This window comes from Amycolatopsis sp. NPDC004079, assembly GCF_040610415.1.
GTDB lineage: Bacteria > Actinomycetota > Actinomycetes > Mycobacteriales > Pseudonocardiaceae > Amycolatopsis > Amycolatopsis halotolerans.
The window spans coordinates 341,516-362,234 of sequence record NZ_JBEXMH010000001.1 but is presented as its reverse complement, the minus strand read 5'-3'; the positions used below and the strand labels follow the sequence as shown (position 1 = coordinate 362,234).

The following is a 20,719-nucleotide window of genomic DNA, read 5'->3' as shown; positions in this document are numbered from 1 at the left end:
TCGCCCGCCCGCCACCGTGGTTTCGCCTGGGTCCGAAAGCATGGACGCACGCGGGCGGCCTGGATCTACTGGCGACGAGAAGGTTGTCGGCCGACGTGTGCGATGAGTGAGGCGGTATGGCCATCGGTGACTCCGCTGACCCCGACCCGGCCGTCGAACCGGTCGCGATCGTCGGGATGGCCTGCCGGGTGCCGGGCGCGGCGGACGTCCGCCGGTTCTGGCGCAACCTGACCGCCGGGGTCGAGTCGGTGCGGCGGTTCACCCGCGCCGAGCAGCTGGCCGCCGGCGTGCCGGTCGAGGAGCTCGACGACCCCGCGTTCGTCCCGGCCGCGCCGGTGCTGGACGACATGGCGGGCTTCGACGCCGCGTTCTTCGGGATGACCCCGCGCGAGGCCGAGCTGGCCGACCCGCAGCAGCGGCTGTTCCTCGAGCTGTGCCACACCGCGCTGGAGGACGCGGGCCATCCGCCGGGCCGGGTCCGCGGCGAGGTCGGGGTCTACGGCGGCACCGGCGTGGACGACTACCTCTGGCGCAACATCCGCGGCAACCGGCGGATCTGGGAGTCGGCGGGGCGCGGCCTGACGATGGTCGGCAACTCGCCGGACTACCTCGCGACCTTCACCTCGTACAAACTCGACCTGCGCGGCCCGAGCATGACCGTGCAGACCGCGTGCTCGACGTCCCTGGTCGCGGTGCACCTTGCCTGCGAAGCCTTGCGCTCCGGCGAATGCGACCTGGCGGTGGCGGGCGGCACCAACATCGAACTCCCGCACCATCGCGGCTACCTGCCGCGCGTCGGCGGTGTCGATTCGAACGACGGACACTGCGCGCCGTTCAGCGAGCAGGCGTCGGGGACGGTCTGGGGCAGCGGCGGCGGGACCGTCGTGCTCAAGCGGTTGTCGGAGGCGATCGAGGACGGTGACCACGTCCACGCGGTGATCCTCGGCAACGCGGTCAACAACGACGGCTCGGAGAAGGTGTCCTTCACCGCTCCCGGGCCGAAGGGCCAGACCGCGGTGATCGCGCAGGCGTTGAGCGTGGCCGGGGTGACCCCGGCGGACATCGGCTACGTGGAGGCGCACGGCACCGGCACCCGGCTCGGCGACCCGATCGAAATCGCCGCGCTGACCGAGGTTTTCGGCCGCGAGCCGCGCGACGGGCAGCGGTGCGCGATCGGCTCGGCCAAGTCCAACATCGGCCACCTCAGCCAGGGGGCCGGGGTCGTGGGCCTGATCAAGGCCGCGCTGATGGTGTCCCACGGGATGCTGCCTCCTTCGCTGAACGTCACCGCGCCGCATCCGGACATCGATTTCGCGAACTCGCCGTTCACCGTCAACACAGTCGCGCGGGTTTGGGAGGCGGCCGGGCCACGCCGGGCGGGGGTGAGTTCGTTCGGCTTCGGCGGCACGAACGCGCATTTGGTGGTCGAACAGCCGCCGGTGCCGGCGGCCACTGAGGCGGGGGAAGTCGCGCTGATCCCGTTGTCCGCCAAGACCGAAAGCGCCCTGCGGACTGCGGCGACACGACTGGTCGAGCATGTTGCCGACTCTCCCGAGCTGAGTCTCACCGACATCGCCCACACGTTGCGCACCGGGCGGGACGAGCATCCGCACCGCGCCGCAGTGGTCGCGCGGACTCGTGAAGACCTTGCCCGCGCACTGGCCCGCCCCGCCGCAGCGGTCGCCGATCCCGCCACGAAGGTCGCGTTCCTGTTCTCCGGACAGGGCAGCCAGTACCCGGGCATGGGCGATGAACTGCACAACGCCGAACCGGTCTTCCGGTCCGCAATGGACGAATGTCTTGAGCTGACGCGGGCAGAACTCGGTGCTGACCTGCGAGAGCTGCTCGCCGCGCATCCGGAGGAGACCCAGTTCGCGCAGCCCGCGCTGTTCGCCGTCGGCTACGCCTTGAGCCGGTTGTGGCGGTCGTGGGGCGTCGAACCCGAGGCGATGATCGGCCATTCCGTCGGCGAGTACGTGGCGGCTGCCAAAGCCGGGGTGTTCACCGTGCCCGAGGCGGTCCGGCTGGTGTGCGCGCGAGGACGGCTGATGCAGCACGCGCCGCCGGGAGCCATGCTGGCCGTCTCGATGGACGAGGACCGGCTCCGCGAATGGCTGCCCACCGACTTGTCGCTCGCCGCGGTGAACGGCTCGGGGGCCTGCGTGGTCGCCGGGCTTGCCGAAGCGGTCGAAGACTTCGCTGCGAAGCTGTCCGCGGAGAAGATCCAAAACCGAGAGCTGCGTACCTCGCACGCCTTCCACTCGCCGTTGATGGACGGGGTTCTCCCGGACTTCCGCGCCGAGGTCGCGGCGGTGTCGTTGCGCCGCCCCAACCGGCCCTACCTCTCGACCCGCACCGGGGACTGGATCACCCCGGAACAGGCCGCCGACCCGGACCATTGGGTCCGGCAGCTGCGCGACACCGTCCGCTTCGGCGACTGCGTGCAGCGGCTGCTCGCGGACGGTTCCTGGGCGTTGGTGGAATGCGGTCCCGGACGGCAGCTCGCCGGGCTGGCGCGGATCCGGCCACGCGGCGCGGCGCGGTCGAAGGGCCCGCTCGCCCTGCCCAGCCTGCCGACGCCTGGCGATTCTCGCGGCGACGTGGAGACCTTGTATGCCGCGGCGGGTCGCTTGTGGACGGTCGGCGTCCCGGTGCGCACCGGCCGCATCGGTGCCCCCGGACGCCGCGTGCCCCTGCCTGCCTATCCGTACGAGCGCACGCATTACTTCGTCGAACCCGATCCGCCGTGCGCGCCGCAACCCGCTCCGGAACCGGTCGAGCACAGCTGGGTTTCCGTGCCGACCTGGCGGCAGACCGCGCCGCTGACGGCGACCGGCGAGCCGTCCAGCTGGCTGGTCTTCAGCGACGGTCCGCGCGGAACCGACCTGGTCACGGCGCTCCGGCGCAGTGGTGCCGACGTTGTCGTCGCAGGAGAGGAGCCGGGCAACCCTCACTGTGTCCGCGCGACCGAACCGGACGACTACGCGCGCCTCTTCGCCGACCTTGCCGCGCGCGGCGGGATGCCGCCGCGGATCGCCCACGCTTGGCTGCTCGACGCCGACGAGGCCGATCCTCTTCGCGCCCAGGATCTCGGATTGTTCAGCCTCATCGCCTGTGCGCGGGCGCTCGCTACGACCGCACAAGCTCAGTCAGGGGAGAGCGGCGCGATCGCACTGGACATCCTCACTCGTGGCGCGCGCGATGTCACCGGCGCCGACCTCGTCAATCCCGCCAGCGCGACGGTGACCGCGTTCGCTGAGGTCGCTCCGATCGAACTGCCTGTCCTGCGCGTCCGCCACCTCGACCTCGGGCCGGGCGACCGCGCCGCCGGTGCTCTCCTGGCGGAACTGTGCGCCACCCCGGGCGATCCGGTCGTGGCCCTGCGCGGGGGACGCCGGTGGGTCCCAGAGCAGCAACCCGTTCCCGAACTGTCCGAAGTGGACTCGGAAACCCTTCGGCAGCAAGGCGTCTACCTGATCACCGGCGGTACCGGAGGGATCGGGATCACCGTCGCCGAGCACCTCGCGCGGCGGGTCGCGGCAAGGCTCGTCCTCACCAGCCGCCACGGTCTCCCGCCGGAGCACGAGTGGGGTGCGCTGGGCGCGACCGATCGCATCGGCCGGGCTGTCGCGGCGATCCGCCGGATGCGGGCGGCCGGAGCGGAAGTCGAGGTCGTCGCTGCTGATGTCAGTGAAGCGGACGACCTGGCGCGTGTTCGGGAAGTCCTTATTGGACGGTTCGGCCGTCTCGACGGCATCGTGCACGCGGCGGGCGTCGCCGGCGGTCAGATGATCGAGGCGTGGGACCGTGCCGAAGCCGAACGCGTGCTCGGCCCGAAGCTTCTCGGCACCAACCTTCTCCGTGCCACGTTCGGCGATCTCTCCCCGGATTTCCTCGTGCTGTGCTCCTCGACCTCGGCGTTGATCGGGGCCCCGGGACAGCTCGACTACAGCGCGGCGAACGCTTACCTCGACGCGTGCGCGGGTGCCGCGGACGGGTGGCCGGTGCGGCGGTTGTCGGTCAACTGGGGGCGGTGGCTGGAAGTCGGCATGGCCGTCGAGACCGAGGTGCCCCGGGAATGGCAGCGCGTGCTCGACCAGCCCGGCGAGGCCTGGGACCACCCGATCCTGACCCATCGCGACGGCAACGGCGGATACCGCGGGACGGTTTCCCCGGCAACGCATTGGGTGCTTGACGAGCACCGGCACCACGGCCGCGCTCTCCTGCCGGGAGCCGCGCACGTCGAGCTGATCCGGGCGGCCTTCGAGAACCATGTACCCCGATCCTCGCCGCAGCATCAGGCCGAGCTCAGCGATCTCGTGTTCGTGCGCCCGCTGGTGCTCGCCGACGACGAGAGCGCCCGCATTCGGGTCACCGTTCGAGGCGACGCGGGGGAGTACCGGGTCGAAGTCGCCAGCGAGACTGGGGTGCACGCCGAGGCCAGGGCACGGTGGACCGCCGCTGACGCTGAGCTTGTCGATCTGCGCGCGCTTCGAGCTGGCCACGGCGGACAACGTCAGGACTACGACGGCGAACGTCTCGGAAAGGCGGGCGGCTTCGCGCTGGGCGGGAGGTGGCGCAGCCTGCGGCACACGACCGACGCCGTCGACGGCACGAGCCGCTTGGCCTGGTTCGAACTCCCCGACGCGGTGCGGACGGAGGCCGAGCGGCTGCCGCTGCACCCGGCGGTGCTCGACGAGGTCACCTCGGTGGCCAGCGACGGACAGGGCAAGTACCTGCCGCTGAGCTACGGACGGCTGGTCGTGCACCGGCCGTTCCCCGCGCGGCTGTGGGCCTGGGCGCGCTACCAGGGGGCCAGAGACGGCGAGGTCATCACCGCTGATCTGTCCGTTGTGGACGAAATCGGCGAACCGGTGCTGACGGTCACCGACTTCGTCATGCGCCGCACCGACGTCGCCGCCCTCAGCAGCAAACCCGCCGCGCCGACCGGCGAGGGCCTGCGTCCGGAAGAGGCGGTGGACCTCCTCGACCGGCTCCTCGGCGCGGACCTCGGTCCTCGCGCGATCGTCTCCGCGGTGCCGCTGGCCAGGATCCGCCAGCGCTCCGAGGCGATCATGGCTTCCGGCCCCGGCCCCGGCGCCGCGCCCGCCGACGACCTGGAGACCGCCATCGCACGCGTGTGGGCCGACGTGCTCGGGATCGCCGAGGTCGGCGCGGACGAGGATTTCGCGGAACTCGGCGGGAACTCGCTGACCGCGGTCCAGCTGATCTCGCAGGTGCGCAGCGCGGTCGGCGTCCGGGTGCCGATGCAGGTGCTGTTCGAAGCGCCGACCGTCGCGGCGATGGCGGGCGTGGTCGCCCGGATGCGGGGCGACGCCAGTGGCTGACGCGCACCTCGTCGAGCTTCCCGGCGGCGACTGGAAAGTCTGGCGCGCGGCCCTGCTCCGCACGACCGGCTTCCCCGCCGACGGACTCGCCGCCTTCACCTGCTCCGAAGCCGCGGCGATCGTCGATGCGCATCTCGACGGCACCGTTGCCCAGCACGAGGCCGAGCAGGCGTTCGCCGAAGCCGCCGCGCAGGGGAGTCGTGCGCTGTCGAAGATCGCGGCCGACCCGTTGTTCCGCGAGGCGCTCGTGTGGCAGAACGCGCGCGTTCTGCGCGTGGCCGATTCGATCGCGGCCGAGACCGAGCCCATGCAGCTGAACCGGCGGCGCCGCCGGGACGAGGGCTTGCTCGCCCGCTACTGGCAGCGCTACTGCGCCAAAACCGAGACGATCGGCTTCTTCGGGCCGGTCAGCTGGACCGAGATCACCTCCGGGCCGGATATCGTCACCTCCGGGATCGGCCCGCGCCTGGTCCGGGCCCGCGCGACCCACCTCGAGTACTGGGTGCTCGACGCGTACGCCCGGCACCTGGCCGAAGACAGCAAGACCCGGTCCTGGTTCCCGGTCCGGCTGCCCCCGCACCTCGCGCTCGACGGAACCCGGCTGCTGCATCCCACCGAACCCGCCCGCACCCTCACCCCGCAGCAAGCGCAGCTGCTCGCCTGCTGCGACGGCCGTCCCGCACGGGAAGTCCTCACCGCGCTCGACGGAACCCTCGCGGAGCGGGTCGATCTGGAGCGCATGCTCGCCGACCTGCACGACCGTTCGCTGGTGTCGTGGGGCATCGACCTGCCGCTGAACCACACCGCTCAATCCGCGCTGCAGCAGGGAATCGAGGCGATCGGCGACGAGCGGATCCGGCACGACGCGCTCGCCGGGCTCGAGCGTCTCGACCGGGCACGGGCGCGCGTGGCCGAGGCAGCGGGCGACGCCGACGCGTTGCTGACCGTCCTAGCGGAACTGGACGACGTGGTCACCGCGGTGACCGGAAGCGCACCACGGCAGCGTGCCGGCGAGATGTATGCGGGCCGGACTCCGTGCTACGAGGACACGATCCGGGATGTGGACCTCAGCTTCGGTACTGGCCTGCTGGACGGCTTCGGTCCCGCGCTCACCCGGATGGCCCACCTCGCGCGCTGGCTCACCGCGGAACTCGCTGCCGCCGTCCAAAGTGGACTTAGAAGGCTGCACGCCGACCTGGCCGAGGACAGCGGCGGCCGGGAGGTCCCGTTCGGACAGTTGTGGTACCTCGCCCGCGGCGTGCTCTTCGGCCAGGACGACGGACCGGTCGCCGCCGTGCTGGCCGAGTTCTCCCGGCGGTGGGCGGCGTTGTTCGCGCTCGACACCCAGTCCGAGGACGTCCGCCGCGCCAGCGCCAGCCTCGACGTCGAGACGCTGTTCCCCGCCGACCGGCCGGGCTGGGCCGGGGCGAGGTTGCACAGCCCGGATCTCCAGCTGTGCGCGGAGAACCTGGACGCCCTGCGCCGTGGGGACTTCTTCGCCGTCCTCGGCGAGCTGCACGTTTCCTGGCCGACGTTCGACTCCGGCGTCACCGTCCGCGTCCACCCCGATCCCGAGCAGCTGCGCGCCGATCTGCGAAACGACCTCGGTTCCGGCCGGATGCTGCCGCTGTTCCCTTCCACGTGGCCACGGGTGACCGCGCGGGTGAACCGCTGCCTGGAGAACGTCGACGACCGTCAGTTCGGCTTCGTCGACGCACCGGGTGCTGATCCCGATCGGCTGGTGCGCATCGCCGCTTTGGCCGTCACCGACCACGACGGCGAACTCCTCGTGCACGGGCCCGGCTTCCGCCGTCCAGCGCTCGATCTGTTCTCCGAGCTGCTGATGATGCGGGCGGTCGACGCGTTCCGCTCGGCCACCGCGCGACCGCACACGCCGCGGATCACCGTGGATCGGCTGGTGGTGTGCCGGGAGAGCTGGCGGACGACCGTCGGCGAGACCGGGCTGTCCGAGGTCGAGGGGCATCGCCCGCGATACCTGGCGGTCCGGCGCTGGCGGCGCGAGCTCGGCCTGCCGGAACGGGTTTTCGCCAAGTTCGCGACCGAGGGCAAACCGCTCTACGTCGACTTCACCAGCCCGGTCTACGTGGCGGGATTCTGCTCCGCGCTGCGGGCCGCCGCTCGCACCGGAGCGGACAGCGCGCTGACGCTCACCGAGCTGCTGCCGGGGCCGGAGCACGCGTGGGTGCCTGATGCCGAAGGGCGGACGTACCTGTCGGAGCTGCGTGTCCAGCTGCGGGATCCGGAGGCGGCCGAATGACCCTTCTGCCACAGCGGGTGCTGGCCCACGCTCAGCTGCGCCCTGACGCGATCGCTGTGCGCCAATGGGATCGCCGCCTGACCTACGCCGAGCTGGCCACGGCGGCCACCGGTCTCGCCGCGACCCTGCGTGCCCGCGGTGTCGGCCCGGAGACCCCGGTGGGACTGTGCCAGCGCCGGACGCCGGAGATGATCGTCGGCCTTCTCGGGATCATGCTGGCGGGCGGGGTGTACCTGCCGCTGGAGCTGTCCCACCCTCGCCACCGCCGCGACGCCATCCTCGCCGATGCCCGGCCAAAGCTGGTCGTCGTCGACGACGACGGCGAGAAAGCCCTGGCGCACCACAGTATTCCGCGTCTTCGGCAGCAAAGCGCAACAGATGCGAGCGCCGTCGAGATCGCCCCGGACAACCTCGCGTTCCTGATGTACACTTCCGGCTCCACCGGCGAGCCGAAAGGCGTCGCGCTCGGACACGGCGGCCTCATCGCGCACCTGGAAGCCGCCGCCACCTGGGTCGGGCTCGACCGGAACGCCCGCGTCCTGGCCTTCGCCTCGTGCGGTTTCGACCTCTCGCTGCACGAGATCGGGGTCGCGCTCGCGTTCGGCGCGGAGGTGGCGCTCATTGCCGAGGCCGACCGTCTGGATCCGGTCCGGCTGCACGAATTCCTGCGCGCCCACGAGGTGTCCTACGCGAACCTGCCGGTTTCCGTGCTGCCGCTGGTCGAACCGCACGGACTGCCCGCGTTGACGGTGCTCGGGACGGGTTCCGAGGCACCGGGACCGGAGCAGGTCGCGCGATGGACCGCGCCGGGCCGCCGGTTCCTCAACAGCTACGGGCCGACCGAGACCACGGTCATGGTGTCTTCCTTCGACGCCCGCGGCGAGTGGACGCGGCCGATCCCGATCGGCCGTGTGCTGGGGGAGCACGGGCTGCACGTGGTGGACGAGAAGCTGTGCTCGGTCCCCGCTGGGACCCCCGGCGAGCTGCTGATCAGCGGAGCGGGGCTCGCGCGCGGCTACCTCGGGCGGCCCGGGCGCACCGCGGAACGGTTCATCGCCGATCCGTTCGGCAGCGGCGGGCGGGCGTATCGCACCGGCGATCTCGTGCGCCGCAACGCGGACGGGGACCTGGAATTCCTCGGCAGGCTGGACCGGCAGGTCAAGATCCGCGGTCAGCGCGTGGAACTCGGCGAGATCGAGACCGCGCTGCGGGCGCACCCGGAGGTCCGGCACGCGGTCGCGGACACGGTTTCCGGCACGGTCGTGGCGTTCTGCGTTCCGGAGACAGTGGAGCCGTCGGCGTTGCGGGAGTACTGCGCCAGCCGGTTGTCCGCCGCGATGGTCCCGACGCGGGTGTTCTGCCTGCCTGAGCTGCCGCTGCTGGCCTCGCACAAGGTCGATCTGAACCGGCTCCGCGAGCTGGTCGCTCGCGAACCCGCGGCGGCCGGTGCGGCGGACGGGCCGCTGCCTGCGGTGGTGGCCCGCGTGTGGCGCGGCCTGCTCGGCGAAGGGGAGGATTTCTTCGCCAGCGGTGGACATTCGCTCACCGCGATGACCATGGCCGCGGCCTTGCGCGCCGAGCTTGGCCGTGACGTCGGAGTCGGCGACATCTACCACAGCCGCACCCTCGCCGGGCTCACCGAACGCGTCGCACAGGCTGCCCGCACCGACGAGATCGAGCTGACCACCGGACATCCGCCAGCGCTCTCGCCGGGACAGCGACGGTTGTGGTTCCTCGACCAGCTGGCCCCCGGCTCCGCCGCGTACAACACGCCGATGGCCCGCAGACTGCATGGACCAGTCGTCCTGGCGAGGCTGCAAGCTGCGTTGACCGCGGTCCTCGCCCGGCACGAAGTGCTGCGATGGCGCTTCCCGGCCGACGGCGGCACGCCCCGAGCGGTGGCCGACCCGCCGTTCGTGCTGCCGTTGCCGGTCCTCGACACGTCCGTCGAGCGGATCCAGTCGGAGCTGGACGCCGAAGCCACCGCGCCGTTCGACCTGGCGGGCGGCCCGCTGGTGCGGGCGAAGCTGCTGCGGCTCGCCCCGGACGACCACGTCCTCGCGATCACCTTCCACCACGCGGTGTTCGACGGATGGTCGCTAGAGCCGTTCTGCCGCGACCTCTCCGCCGCCTACACCGCCGAACTGCCGCCGCTGCCGGTCAGCTACGCCGACTACCCGGCCTGGCGGAGCGAACGCGACCGGCGTCGTTCCGCGGAGGACCTCCAGTGGTGGCGCGAACATCTCTCGGACGCGCCGACCGTCCTCGACCTCCCTCGCGACCACCCCCGGCCACCAGCGCAGACGCACCGGGGAGCCCTCGTCAAAGGCCAGCTCGGCCAAGACCTCTCCACCGCGGTCGAAGCGCTGGCGTCCACTGTGGACACAACGTCCTCGGTGGTGTTGTTCGCGGCGTTCGCCGAGCTGCTGCACCGCGTCACCGGCCGCGACGACCTCGTGCTCGGTACCCCGGTCGCCGACCGCGGCCACGTCGCCTTCCACGATCTGGTCGGCTTCTTCGTCGAGATCGCCCCGCTGCGGTGCCGCGCCGACGAGACGCGGAGCTTCGCCGACACGGTTCGCCGCGCGGCCGCCGAGTTCGTGGCCGCCCTCGCGCACCCCGCCGCACCGCTGGAACGCATCGTCGCCGAACTGCGCGTGCCCCGCGAATCGACCCGCGGTCCGCTCGTGCAGGTGCTCTTCAACGTCTACGGCTTCGCGCCCGGAGAGCTCGTCCTGCCCGGCGTCGCCACGGAAACCCTGCCCGCCGGACAGCCTGGCTCCGCGTTCGACCTGACCGTCTACGTGGAACGCCACGAGGACGGATTCGGCGTCGAGCTCCTCTACGACCGCGCGCTGTACGAGTCCGACCGGATCGACCGCCTGCTCGCCGCGTACCTCGAATGGATCGCCGCGCTGGTGACCACCGGCGAGAAACCCGCGCTGGACCCGTCGCTCAGCAAAGGAATCCGCGAAGCAGCGGCGTCCGATGAGCCGGCGGTCAAGGAAAGCACCTGGTCCGACACCGAACGAGAGCTCGCCCGGCTGTGGACCGAGGTCCTGGACGGACGCCCGGTCGAGGTCGCCGACAACTTCTTCGACCTCGGCGGCACCTCGTTCGCCCTGACCGTCCTGCACGGCCGGATCGAACGGCAGTGGGGCAGCCGCGCCCGGCTCGTCGACCTGTTCCGTTATCCCACCGTGCGCGCGTTCGCGGCGTTCCTGGACGGCCAGGCCGCGGACACGGCGCTCGAAGCGGCCGACCGGCGGGCCCGTGCCCGCCGGAACCGGGCCCAGACACGAGGAGGGCGGTCATGGGCCTCCCGGTAACGCTCGTCTTCCCGCCCGCGGCGGACCCTTCGCTGCCGCACGGCGCGCTGCCGCTGCTCGGCGCGGTGCTCCGGCGCGGCGGGCACGACGAGGTCGAACTCCGCGACCTCAATCTGGAGGCCTTCGACCACCTGCTGCGGCCGGAACCGCTCGCGGCGGTGTCAGACGGCGGTGCCGCCGAAGTCGTCGCGAACATCACCGAATCCCGGCGGATCCTGCGGGATCCGGTCGACTTCTACGATCCGGCGAAACTCCTCTACGCCAAGCGGATCTTCCACCTCGCCGGCGACCTGATCACCGCGGGGCAGCCGGAGTCGCGGTTCGGCAAGTACTCCTATTCGCAGGCGACCTACGACAGCTACGAGGAGGTCGCGCACGCGGTCGACACCGAGGCCGGACCGCTCGCGGGCTACTTCCGCGACGTGGCCGTTCCGTCGCTGCTGGCGCGGAAACCGCGGTTGATCGGCCTGTCGGTGCCGTATTTCTCGCAGCTGATCCCGGCGTTCCTGCTCGCCGAGGAGATCCGTCGGCAGGACCCGAGCGTGCACGTCACGGCGGGCGGGCCGGTGATCACGTGGGGCCGGGAAGTGCTCACCGCCGACGCCCGGTTCGGCCGCTGGCTCGACTCGTTCCTCGTCGGCGAGGCCGACGAAACTCTCCTGCACTTCGCGGATTCCCTCGCCGGAGAACGGGACCCGGCGTCGGTGCGCAACATCGTCCGCTATGCCGGCGGCGCGGTCCTGGAGCAACTCGACCCGACCTACCAGCTCAACCTGGACTGGCTGCCCGCCCCGGATTTCACCATGCTGCCGCTGAAGGACTACTTCGCGCCCAAACGGGTCATCTGCATGATGCCCACGCGCGGCTGCTACTTCAACCGGTGCGCGTTCTGCAACTACGCCTTCATCAAGATCGCGCCCTACCGGATGCGCTCGCCGAAACTGATCGCCGAGGACGTGGCGTCCGTGGTCGCGTCGACCGGCGAAGACGTGTTCTCCTTCGAGGCGGACGTCATGCTGCCCGCCCATCTGCGGTCGCTGTCCGAGGCGTTGCTGGAACGGCGGACCGACATCAGCTGGCACGGCGTCGCTCGCTTCGAGAAGGGCTTCACGCCGGAGGTGTTCGCGACCATGCGCGAAGCCGGGTGCGTCCGGCTCTACATGGGGCTCGAAAGCGCCAACGAACGCGTGCTCAAGGCGATGGACAAGGGCACGACCCCGCAGCGGATGGCGGATATCCTCGCGATGTGCCACACCGCCGGGATTTCCGTCGAAGCCGGGGTGTTCAGCGACTTCCCGTCGGAGACCGCCGCCGAGGCGGAGGACACCTACCGCTTCGTGCGCGACCACCGGCACGTGATCGGCCGCGCCGACGCGGGCACGTTCCGGCTGCTCAAGGGCGCGCCGATCGCCGACGAGCCCGAGGTGTACGGGATCACCGTCAAGGACGACCCGGCGCGCCGCTGGTACCACCTCGACTACGAGGAGGACACCGGCGTCTCCACCGGGCTGGCCGAGCGGATCCAGCGGCTCTACCCGGAGGTCGCGCTGATCGACGTGCCGGAGGACATCCTCTACAACGCCCGCTTCGGCCCCAACGCGTTCCGGAGGTTCTTCGACGGCGGCGGCGAAGCGGCCGATCCGCTGCCCGCCGAGGCGAAACTTTCGCTGGCCGACGGGGTCGTGCTGCACCGCGTCCTGGTCGCCAACTCCGGTGCGGTCCACTTCGACGGCTCCGAGTCCTCGCACGCGGGTTTCGAGAAGTCCCAGCTGGCGATCACGATCGCCCTCGATCGCCGCCACTCGCGCGTGCACCCGTTGGGGGACAACGAGGAGAAGGTCCTGCGCCGGTTGGCCGAGGGCGACGCGCGGGCCGGCGAACTGCATTCCACTGTGGACACTCTGGTGGCGAAGGGGCTGGTGACGGTTCAGGACGGTGCCGGTGCCTGACCCGGACACCCGGGGGCCGGGCCGCTACCTGTGGTGGCTGGTGCGGTGCCAGCCCGGCCGGGTGCTGTCCGGCGGCCTGGTGAGCGCGGCGTGGATGGGCTGCCTGATGCTGCCGCCGTACTTCCTGTCGCGCGCCGTTGACGAGGGACTGCGCGGCGGGAGCATGGCCGCGCTGCTGGGCTGGGCCGCCGCGATCGTGGGCATCGGTGCGGTCAACGCGACGCTGGAAACGGTGCGGCACCGCACCATGACCCAGGTCCGGATGGACGCTTCTTTCCGCACCGTGCGGGCCTTGACGCACCAAGCCGTCGAGGTCGGGGCGACTCTGCCGCGGAAGGTCTCGGCGGGTGAGGTCGTCAGCATCTCGGCGACGGACGTGATGCGGATCAGCTGGGCGCTGACGGTCACCGGCCCCGGTTTCGGCGGCATCGTGGCGTTCGCGGTGGTCGCGGTGCTGCTGTTCTCGGTGTCGCCGACGCTGGCGCTCGTGGTCCTGCTCGGGGTGCCGCTGCTCGTCGTGCTCACCGGACCGCTGCTGAGGCGACTGCAGCACGTGGAGACCGAATACCGGCGGCAGGAGGCGGCGCTGACGACCCGGGCCGCCGACATCGCCGGGGGACTGCGGGTGCTGTGCGGAATCGGCGGAAAAGACCGGTTCGCGGGCGGTTACCGGCGTGCCTCGCAGGCCCTGCGCGCGGAAGGCAACCGGATCGGCGCGGTGATCAGCTGGATCCAGGCGCTCGGCGTCGGCCTGCCCGCGCTGTTCCTGGGCGCGGTCACGTGGATCGCGGCCCGGATGACCGCGGCGGGGGAGATCACGATCGGCGAACTGGTCGCGGTGTACGGTTATGTGGCCGTGCTGGTGGTGCCGGTGTCGTACTTCATCGAGGGCGCGGGGGACATCAGCCTCGGTTTGGTGGCCGCGCGGCGGGTGGTGCGGATCCTGGTGCTGCGCCCGGAGGTCACCGACGGTCCTGGTGCGGTTTCGGGCCCGCCGGGGCAGGCGCCGATGGCTGACTGTGTCTCTGGGCTGGAGGTGCGTGCGGGGGAGTTCCTGGTGCTCGCGACCTCGACGACGGCCGAAGCCGCCGCGGTCCTGGAACGGCTCGCCCGGCTGACGGACTCGGACGTCCGGTGGGGCGACGTTCCCCTCAGCGCGGTCTCGCTGGCCGAGGTGCGCCGCCGGGTCGTGCTGAGCGATGTCGACGGGTACCTGTTCGGTGGTTCTCTCCGCGAAACCGTTGCCGCCCAACGGGATGACGACGCGATCACCGCCGCGCTGGAGGTCGCCGCGGCGGAAGACGTGCTGGCTGCTGGGCTTTCGTCCTCAGTGGACGCCAAGGGCTGGAGCCTGTCCGGCGGCCAGCGGCAACGGCTGCGGCTGGCGCGTGCTGTGCTGGCGGATCCAGACGTCCTGCTGCTGGTCGACCCGGCGGCGGCGGTGGACGCGCATACCGAGTCGCTCATCGCGGACCGGCTCCGAGCCGCGCGGCGAGGGCGGACCACCGTGGTGGTGAGCACGTCGCCGCTGTTGCTGGCGAAGGCTGATCGGGTCGCTTTGTTGAGCGACGGGCAGGTGGTCGCCGTGGGCTCGCATGCGGAGTTGCTAGGCCGGGAGGCTGGGTACCGATCGCTGGTGGCTCGTGGAGGTGAGGTGTGAACGGCTCGCTGCCCGTCGCGGACAACCGTGCGGTACGCCACGAGGCTCGGCGGCTCCTCCGCGCCGACCCGCGCGCCGTGACCGTGATCGTCCTCCTGAACTGCGCGGCGGCGGCGCTCGGCCTCGCCGCCCCGTGGCTCGTCGGCGAGATCGTCAACCGGGTCACCGCGGGCGCTGAAGTGTCCACTGTGGACTTTCTGGCCGTCGCGATCGTCGCCTTCGCCGTGGCGCAGCTGCTGGTCACCCGGTTCGCGCGGTACGCGGCTTTCCGGTTCGGGGAACGGTCGCTGGCCAGCCTGCGCGAGCGATTCGTGGACGACACTCTCGCCCTGCCGGTGTCCGTGGTGGAGCGCGCGGGCGTCGGCGACCTGATCACCCGAGGCTCCAGCGACGTCGCGCAGGTCGGCGGGACCCTGCGCGACGCGGTCCCGGACCTGTTCGTCTCGGTGGTGCAAGCGGTGTTCATCCTCGGCGCCGTTTTCGCGTTGCATCCGCTGCTCGGCCTGTGCGCGCTCGCGGGCATCCCGCTGATGTGGTGCGTGACGCGGTGGTATCTCAACCGTTCCCGGAGCGCCTACCTCGCCGAAGGCGAAGCGAACTCCGCGCTCGCCGACGCCATGGCCGCCACCGCCGAAGGAGCCCGGTCCGTCGAGGTGTTCGGCCTGCAGCAACAGCGAATCGACGCGGCAGAACGCGCGATCTCAGCCTCGTACGCGGCCCGGATGCGGACGTTGTCCTTGCGCACGGTGTTCATCCCCGGAACAGTCTTCGCCCACTCGATCCCCGTCGCGGTGACCCTCGTCGGCGGCGGTGCCGCACACCGGGCCGGGCTGCTCAGCCTCGGCGCGGTGATCGCGGCCGGACTGTACCTGTGGCAGCTCGTGGACCCGCTCGACCACGTCCTGTTCTGGCTGGAGCAACTGCAAAGCAGCGGTGCGTCCCTGGCCAGGATCAAAGGCGTCGCCGAAGCCGCGGCCGACGACGAGCCGGCTGCGGCCGTGCCCGTCGACGACCGGATCGAAGTCAAGGCCTTGCGCTACGCCTACCGCGGCACCGCCGACGTCCTCCACGGCCTGGACCTGACCGTGCGCCCCGGCGAACGGCTGGCGATCGTCGGCCCGTCCGGCGCGGGCAAATCCACGCTGGGCCGATTGCTCGCCGGAATGGACGCCCCGCGAACGGGCAGCGTCACTCTCGGCGGCGTAGATGTGCACCGGCTCGCTCCCGGCCGGGCGCTGCTGGTCACGCAGGAACATCACGTGTTCGTCGGAACCCTCCGGGACAACCTGGCCATGGCGGCCCCCGCTGCCTCCGACGACCGCCTCGCCTGGGCCTTGGAGACGGTCGGCTGGACGCACCCGCTGCCGGACGGCCTGGACACCGAACTCGGCGACCCAACCCGCGGCGACCCTTCGCTCGATCCCGCTCAGGCGCAGCAGATCGCGCTCGCGCGCGTCCTGCTGGCCGACCCGCGCACGGTGATCCTCGACGAGACCACCGCGATGCTCGACCCGAACGCGGCGCGCCGAGTCGAACGATCCCTGGCCGCGGTCTTGGAAGGCCGGACGGTGATCGCGATCGCGCACCGCCTGCACACTGCGTATGACGCTGACCGCGTCGCGGTGCTGGAGCACGGGAGGCTCACGGAACTCGGGAGTCATGAAGATCTTCTTGCGGCACAAGGCACTTACGCGGCGTTATGGCGGTCGTGGCACAGCTGACCCCGGAACCGAGACTCAGCAAACCGCCCCCAGCGGCAAGGTCGCCGTCAACCCGTCATGCTGACGCCCCTCAAGCCGATCCAGCCGCAGCCCCCATTCCCTGGCAAGCCGAGCCAGCACCTCGCCCGCCCGCTCGACCGCCGCCGCGTGCGGAGAAGCGACACGCACGACGGCCACCACCTCAGGCACCCCAACCAAACGGCGAGCCGTCAGCGACAGCGTCACCGCGGTCTGGGATGTCGCGCCCAGCACCGCGTGGATCAGCCGGGGAGTCGTCGCGGGCGGGAGGGCGGACCAGCCGTCCAGCCGGAACGCGGTCTGGGACACCGGGCCGCTGTGCCAAAGCCGCCACTGCTCCCGGACCCGGGTGCGGCCAGCGGTGACGTGCGCCAGCGACGCGATCGAGCCGAGAAATTCAGTTTCTCCTAACGGAGTCGTCGGCACGCCGTCGCGGCGCAGGCGACGCTGGACGCGCCGAAGCGCATTGGTCAGCGCTTGGCGCACCGCATCGTGCTCGTACCGCTCGACGGTGCGCAATGCTTGCAGCGCAAGCCAAATCCTAGGTGGTTGCTGACGGTCGACGCCCGCGTGGTAAAGCACCTGCGCGACGAAGCCGGTGCCAGGTTCGGCGGGCGGCAGCAGCGCTTCGGGGCCCGGGATCGGCGTCGGCGGAAGCGAGTTCGGGCGCAGGACGGCGGAGATCCCGTCCGTGCGGCTGAAGAGGAACACGGGATCGTCGCCGAGTTGCCCGGGATGTCCGGAACCTTCCGGCGACAGCGTGCGCAGCAGAGCCCGGCCGGTCTCGTCAGCGTCGGCCAGTTCGCGTTCCCGGTCGCGCAGCGCGTAGCCCAGGGAAAGCGACAGCCACTCGTAGCCCCAGCGACCGCGGTACCGCAGTGACGTCAGGGTCAGCAGCGCCACGGCGCCGAGCCCGATCGTGGCCGCCACCGGCCACGGTCGGCCGATCGCCAGGACAGCTGCCACCAGCACCAGTTGCCAGCAGACAACCTGCAGCGCGCCCCATCGGCGACGTCGCTCAGTCGGAAGGCGTACCGGAGTCGGGGGCGGTGTCGTCACGACCGGGCGCCACGGCTGGGCATAGGTCGCCACCGGGGAAGGAGCCGCTGCTCTCGCCGCGGTCAAGGCGGCCAGTGCCGCAGCGCGGGCCGCTGCCTGGGCATCCGCCGGTACGGGGATCTGCTGGCCCTGGCCGATCGGCCGGGCGAGCGGCGTCGGCTCCGGGACTCCTCGCGCCGGGGCGCTGGCGCGCCGCCCGGGATGTGCCTCGCCGGGATGGGTCACGGCAGCCTCCTCACGTCCCGGACAGGGTCGCGGGGAGAAGCTGAGGTTTCCGTGACAGCACGTTTAATCAGGATTTCAACGGCGTCCTCTAGCGTCCGGGCATGGGTTCCGGATGTATCCCGGCTGTAGCCGACGCCGTTACGGTCCTCCGGTGACCACAGAAACGCCGCGCGCGAGGCGCGCCGCCATGTTCCGGCTGGGGACGGTCGTCGTCGCCGCCCTGGCCGTGGTCGGCATCGCCGTCACCGGGCACGCGTCGCTGCCCACGGACCTGCAGTTCGCGGACGCCGGGCACTGGGTCTACAACACCTCGTCGCAGTCGGCGGTGCACGTCGACGGCGCGACCGGCCAGGTCGACGCCCAGGCAGCGGTCCCCGGCGCGGAGGCGGGCAGCCCGGTCGCGCAAGGCGGCCGTTCGGGCTACGTCGTCGACCGGACGCGGATCACCGAGTTCAGCAAGTCGACGCTCGGCGTCGAGAGCAGCAAAGCGCCGCCCGCCGCCGAGGAACCGGTCGTGCTGGAGGTCGCGGGCGGCCCGTACCTCGTGTACCGCAACGCCGGGCAGATCGCGCGCCTCGGCGACCCGGCGGCCACCGCGCCGACCGGCGGCCCGCTGTCCGCACCGGTGACGACGTCCGACGGCACGGTCTGGGTGCACCGCATCGACAACGGCTCGATCTGCGACCTCCCGCGCGGCGCCACGCTCCTGACCTGCCCCGCGCAGCTGCCGCAGGGACACGACGCGTCGCTCTCGATCGTCGGCGACCGTCCCGTCGTGCTCGACACGACGGCCAGCGTGCTCCGCTCGGTCGGCGCGAACGGGCTCGGCGAACCGGCTGACCTCGGCCTTTCGCTGCCCGCGACCGCGCAGGTGGCGAGCGACGACGTCGACGGGCGGCTCGCGGTCGTGGACCCGGATCACGGCCAGCTGCACCTGATCGACGCCGCCGGCCTGCTGCAGAACCGTCCGGTCGCGCGGCCGGTGTCGGTCCCGCTGGAGAAGGGCGGCCACTACGTGGGCCCGGTCGCGACCTCGCACACCGTCGCCGTGGTCGACCAGGCCCGGCACGAGGTGCGCACCTACGACAGCAAGGGCACGCTGAAGAGCAGCAAGGCGGTGCCCGACGGCGGCGGCGAAGCGCGGCTGTCGCTCGGCCAAGACCACCGGATCTACGTCGACAACCACGACGGCTCGCACATGGTCGTCGTCGACGGCGGCGACGGCGTGGCCGCGGACGTGGACGTCAGCGCGAAGACCCAACCCAAGCCCACCCCGCCTTCGCAGCCGGAGACCACGCCCAGCAGCCAGCCGCCCGCGCCGCCGGGCCCGCCCGCGCAGCGGGACAACCCGCCCCCGCCGGTCGCGAAGCCGACCCCGCCGGGTGCACCGCGCAACGTCCGCGCGACCGCGGGCACCGGTTCGGCCACGGTGATGTGGTCGTCCGCTCCCGGCAACGGTTCCCGCGTGGTCCGGTATGTCGTGTCCTGGTCCGGCGGTTCGACCACAGTGGACGGTGGGCGGTCGCGGGTCACCGTGGACGGGTTGACCAACGGCCAGTCCTATTCCTTCAGCGTGGCCGCGGAAAACTCCGCGGGCCGGGGCGCGGCGGCGAGTTCCCGCTCGGTCGTGCCGGGCGGCGCCGCCGAGGCGCCGAAGGTCACCGCGACCGTCGGGTCGAACGGCGCGGTATCGGTGAGCTGGACGACCCCGGACCTGCACGGAGCCGACCTCGACCACTACGCGGTGAGCGCGTCCGGACAGGGCGACCGGTCGGTGTCCGGCACGTCGACCAGTTTCCAAGGTTTGAGCGGCACCATCACTTTCACGGTCCGCGCGATCACCTCGTACGGCTCGGGCGGGCAGATGACCGGCAGCCCCGGTTCGGCGCGGGCGACCCTCGCGTCCGGCCCGCCGTCGGTGAAGATCACGAGCGTGCGCAGCACGAACGCGCTGATCGTGACGGTCAACGCGGACCCCAACGGCGGCGCGGCCACCTGCCAGGCCTCGTTCATGGGCGCGACTTCGCCCTCGAAGTCCTGTTCCGGAACCACTCAGCTCACGATCTCGAACGTGGCTTGGTTCGGGGCGATCACGATCAAGGCTACGATCCGGAATTCGGCGGGTTCGGCGAACGACAGCTGGACCGGCACTCCGACCACTTCATGAGAAGGGCGAACGTGAGCTTCACGCCGAAAGCGGCCTACGACCTCATTGCCGACAACGTGCAGACGGTGCTGCGCGGCCACCCGGACGTCGTCCGGATGGCGGTCGCGGCGCTGTTCGCCGAGGGGCACTTGCTGATCGAGGACGTGCCCGGTGTCGGGAAGACCACGCTCGCGCGGTGCCTCGCGGCCAGCGTCGGCGGCCGGTGGAACCGCATCCAGTTCACCCCGGACCTGCTGCCCGGCGACATCCTCGGCGTGATGGTCTACCACCAGCACGCCGAGCAGTTCCAGTTCCACCCCGGCGGGATCTTCGCGAACGTGGTGCTCGCCGACGAAATCAACCGCGGCACCCCGAAAACGCAGGCGGCGCTGCTGGAGGCGATGGCCGAGCGGCGGGTCACGGTCGACGCGGTCACCCAGCCGGTGCCGCGGCCGTTCCTGGTGGTGGCGACCCAGAACCCGATCGAGATGGAGGGCACCTACCGGCTGCCCGAGGCGCAGCTGGACCGGTTCCTGATGCGGTTGTCGGTCGGCTACCCGAGCCACGACGCGGAAGTGATGGTCGTGATGGGCGACTGCGCGGGCGTCACCGCCGACGAGCTGCGGCCGGTGCTGCGGATCGAAGACGTGCAGCAGGTCATCGCCCGCGTGCGGCAGGCGTACCTGGCGCCGGAGGTCGTGTCGTACGCGGTCCGCCTCGCCGCGGCGAGCCGCAGCCATCCGGCCGTGCGCTACGGCGTGAGCCCGCGCGGCAGCATCGCGCTGATCCGTGCCGGACAGGGCCTCGCGGCCACGCACGGCCGCGATTACGTGACCCCGGACGACGTGAAGGACGTGGCGCTTCCGGTGCTGTGCCACCGGCTGGTGCTGACCCCCGACGCCGAATTGAACCAGCGGCGGCCCGAGGACGTCGTGGCCGAACTGCTCGCCGACACCGCCGCCCCGACGGCCGCGCCCGGGCGCTGA

9 protein-coding genes are annotated in these 20,719 nt (G+C 71.6%); 8 read left to right on the top strand and 1 reads right to left on the bottom strand.

The genetic code is table 11. The features are described 5' to 3' along the window. The first annotated feature begins 116 nt into the window (after positions 1-116). The 6 genes from ABZX37_RS01615 to ABZX37_RS01590 are packed head-to-tail and all read left to right on the top strand — an operon-like array spanning position 117 to position 16,285. The gene (locus ABZX37_RS01615; protein WP_354735027.1) at positions 117-5,348 is read left to right on the top strand and encodes an SDR family NAD(P)-dependent oxidoreductase; all 5,232 of its coding nucleotides are present in this window, start codon (positions 117-119) and stop codon (positions 5,346-5,348) included. Beyond that, positions 5,341-7,626 (top strand): lantibiotic dehydratase, encoded by a 2,286-nt coding sequence (locus ABZX37_RS01610; protein ID WP_354735026.1) that lies wholly within the window; start codon positions 5,341-5,343, stop codon positions 7,624-7,626. The genes ABZX37_RS01615 and ABZX37_RS01610 overlap by 8 nt, the downstream gene beginning before the upstream one ends. Beyond that, positions 7,623-10,955 carry an amino acid adenylation domain-containing protein gene (locus ABZX37_RS01605; protein WP_354735025.1) on the top strand — a complete coding sequence of 1,111 codons (3,333 nt, stop codon included), beginning with the start codon at positions 7,623-7,625 and terminating at the stop codon, positions 10,953-10,955. Before ABZX37_RS01610 ends, ABZX37_RS01605 begins: the two co-directional genes overlap by 4 nt. After that, positions 10,940-12,904, top strand: a complete 1,965-nt coding sequence (locus ABZX37_RS01600; protein ID WP_354735024.1) for a radical SAM protein — start codon at positions 10,940-10,942, stop codon at positions 12,902-12,904. Before ABZX37_RS01605 ends, ABZX37_RS01600 begins: the two co-directional genes overlap by 16 nt. After that, positions 12,897-14,564, top strand: coding sequence for an ABC transporter ATP-binding protein (locus ABZX37_RS01595; RefSeq protein WP_354735023.1), 1,668 nt, complete (start codon positions 12,897-12,899; stop codon positions 14,562-14,564). The genes ABZX37_RS01600 and ABZX37_RS01595 overlap by 8 nt, the downstream gene beginning before the upstream one ends. Beyond that, entirely contained in the window at positions 14,561-16,285 is a 1,725-nt protein-coding gene (locus tag ABZX37_RS01590) for an ABC transporter ATP-binding protein (protein ID WP_354735022.1), read from the top strand. The genes ABZX37_RS01595 and ABZX37_RS01590 overlap by 4 nt, the downstream gene beginning before the upstream one ends. A 15-nt stretch (positions 16,286-16,300) precedes the next feature. Here ABZX37_RS01590 and ABZX37_RS01585 read toward each other — a convergent pair whose 3' ends face one another. Then, positions 16,301-17,587 carry a type VII secretion protein EccE gene (locus ABZX37_RS01585; RefSeq protein ID WP_354735021.1) on the bottom strand — a complete coding sequence of 429 codons (1,287 nt, stop codon included), beginning with the start codon at positions 17,585-17,587 and terminating at the stop codon, positions 16,301-16,303. Between the two features lie 151 nt (positions 17,588-17,738). On the opposite strand from ABZX37_RS01585, the gene ABZX37_RS01580 reads away from it, so the two are divergent. Next, positions 17,739-19,754 carry a fibronectin type III domain-containing protein gene (locus ABZX37_RS01580; RefSeq protein ID WP_354735020.1) on the top strand — a complete coding sequence of 672 codons (2,016 nt, stop codon included), beginning with the start codon at positions 17,739-17,741 and terminating at the stop codon, positions 19,752-19,754. Between the two features lie 11 nt (positions 19,755-19,765). Further along, positions 19,766-20,719 carry a MoxR family ATPase gene (locus ABZX37_RS01575; protein WP_354735019.1) on the top strand — a complete coding sequence of 318 codons (954 nt, stop codon included), beginning with the start codon at positions 19,766-19,768 and terminating at the stop codon, positions 20,717-20,719.

What these genes read in the sequence shown, in the direction of transcription:
- ABZX37_RS01615 (WP_354735027.1), top strand. Translation starts at nt 117, where the DNA reads ATGGCCATCGGTGACTCCGCTGACCCCGACCCGGCCGTCGAACCGGTC.
- ABZX37_RS01605 (WP_354735025.1), top strand. Translation starts at nt 7,623, where the DNA reads ATGACCCTTCTGCCACAGCGGGTGCTGGCCCACGCTCAGCTGCGCCCT.
- ABZX37_RS01600 (WP_354735024.1), top strand. Translation starts at nt 10,940, where the DNA reads ATGGGCCTCCCGGTAACGCTCGTCTTCCCGCCCGCGGCGGACCCTTCG.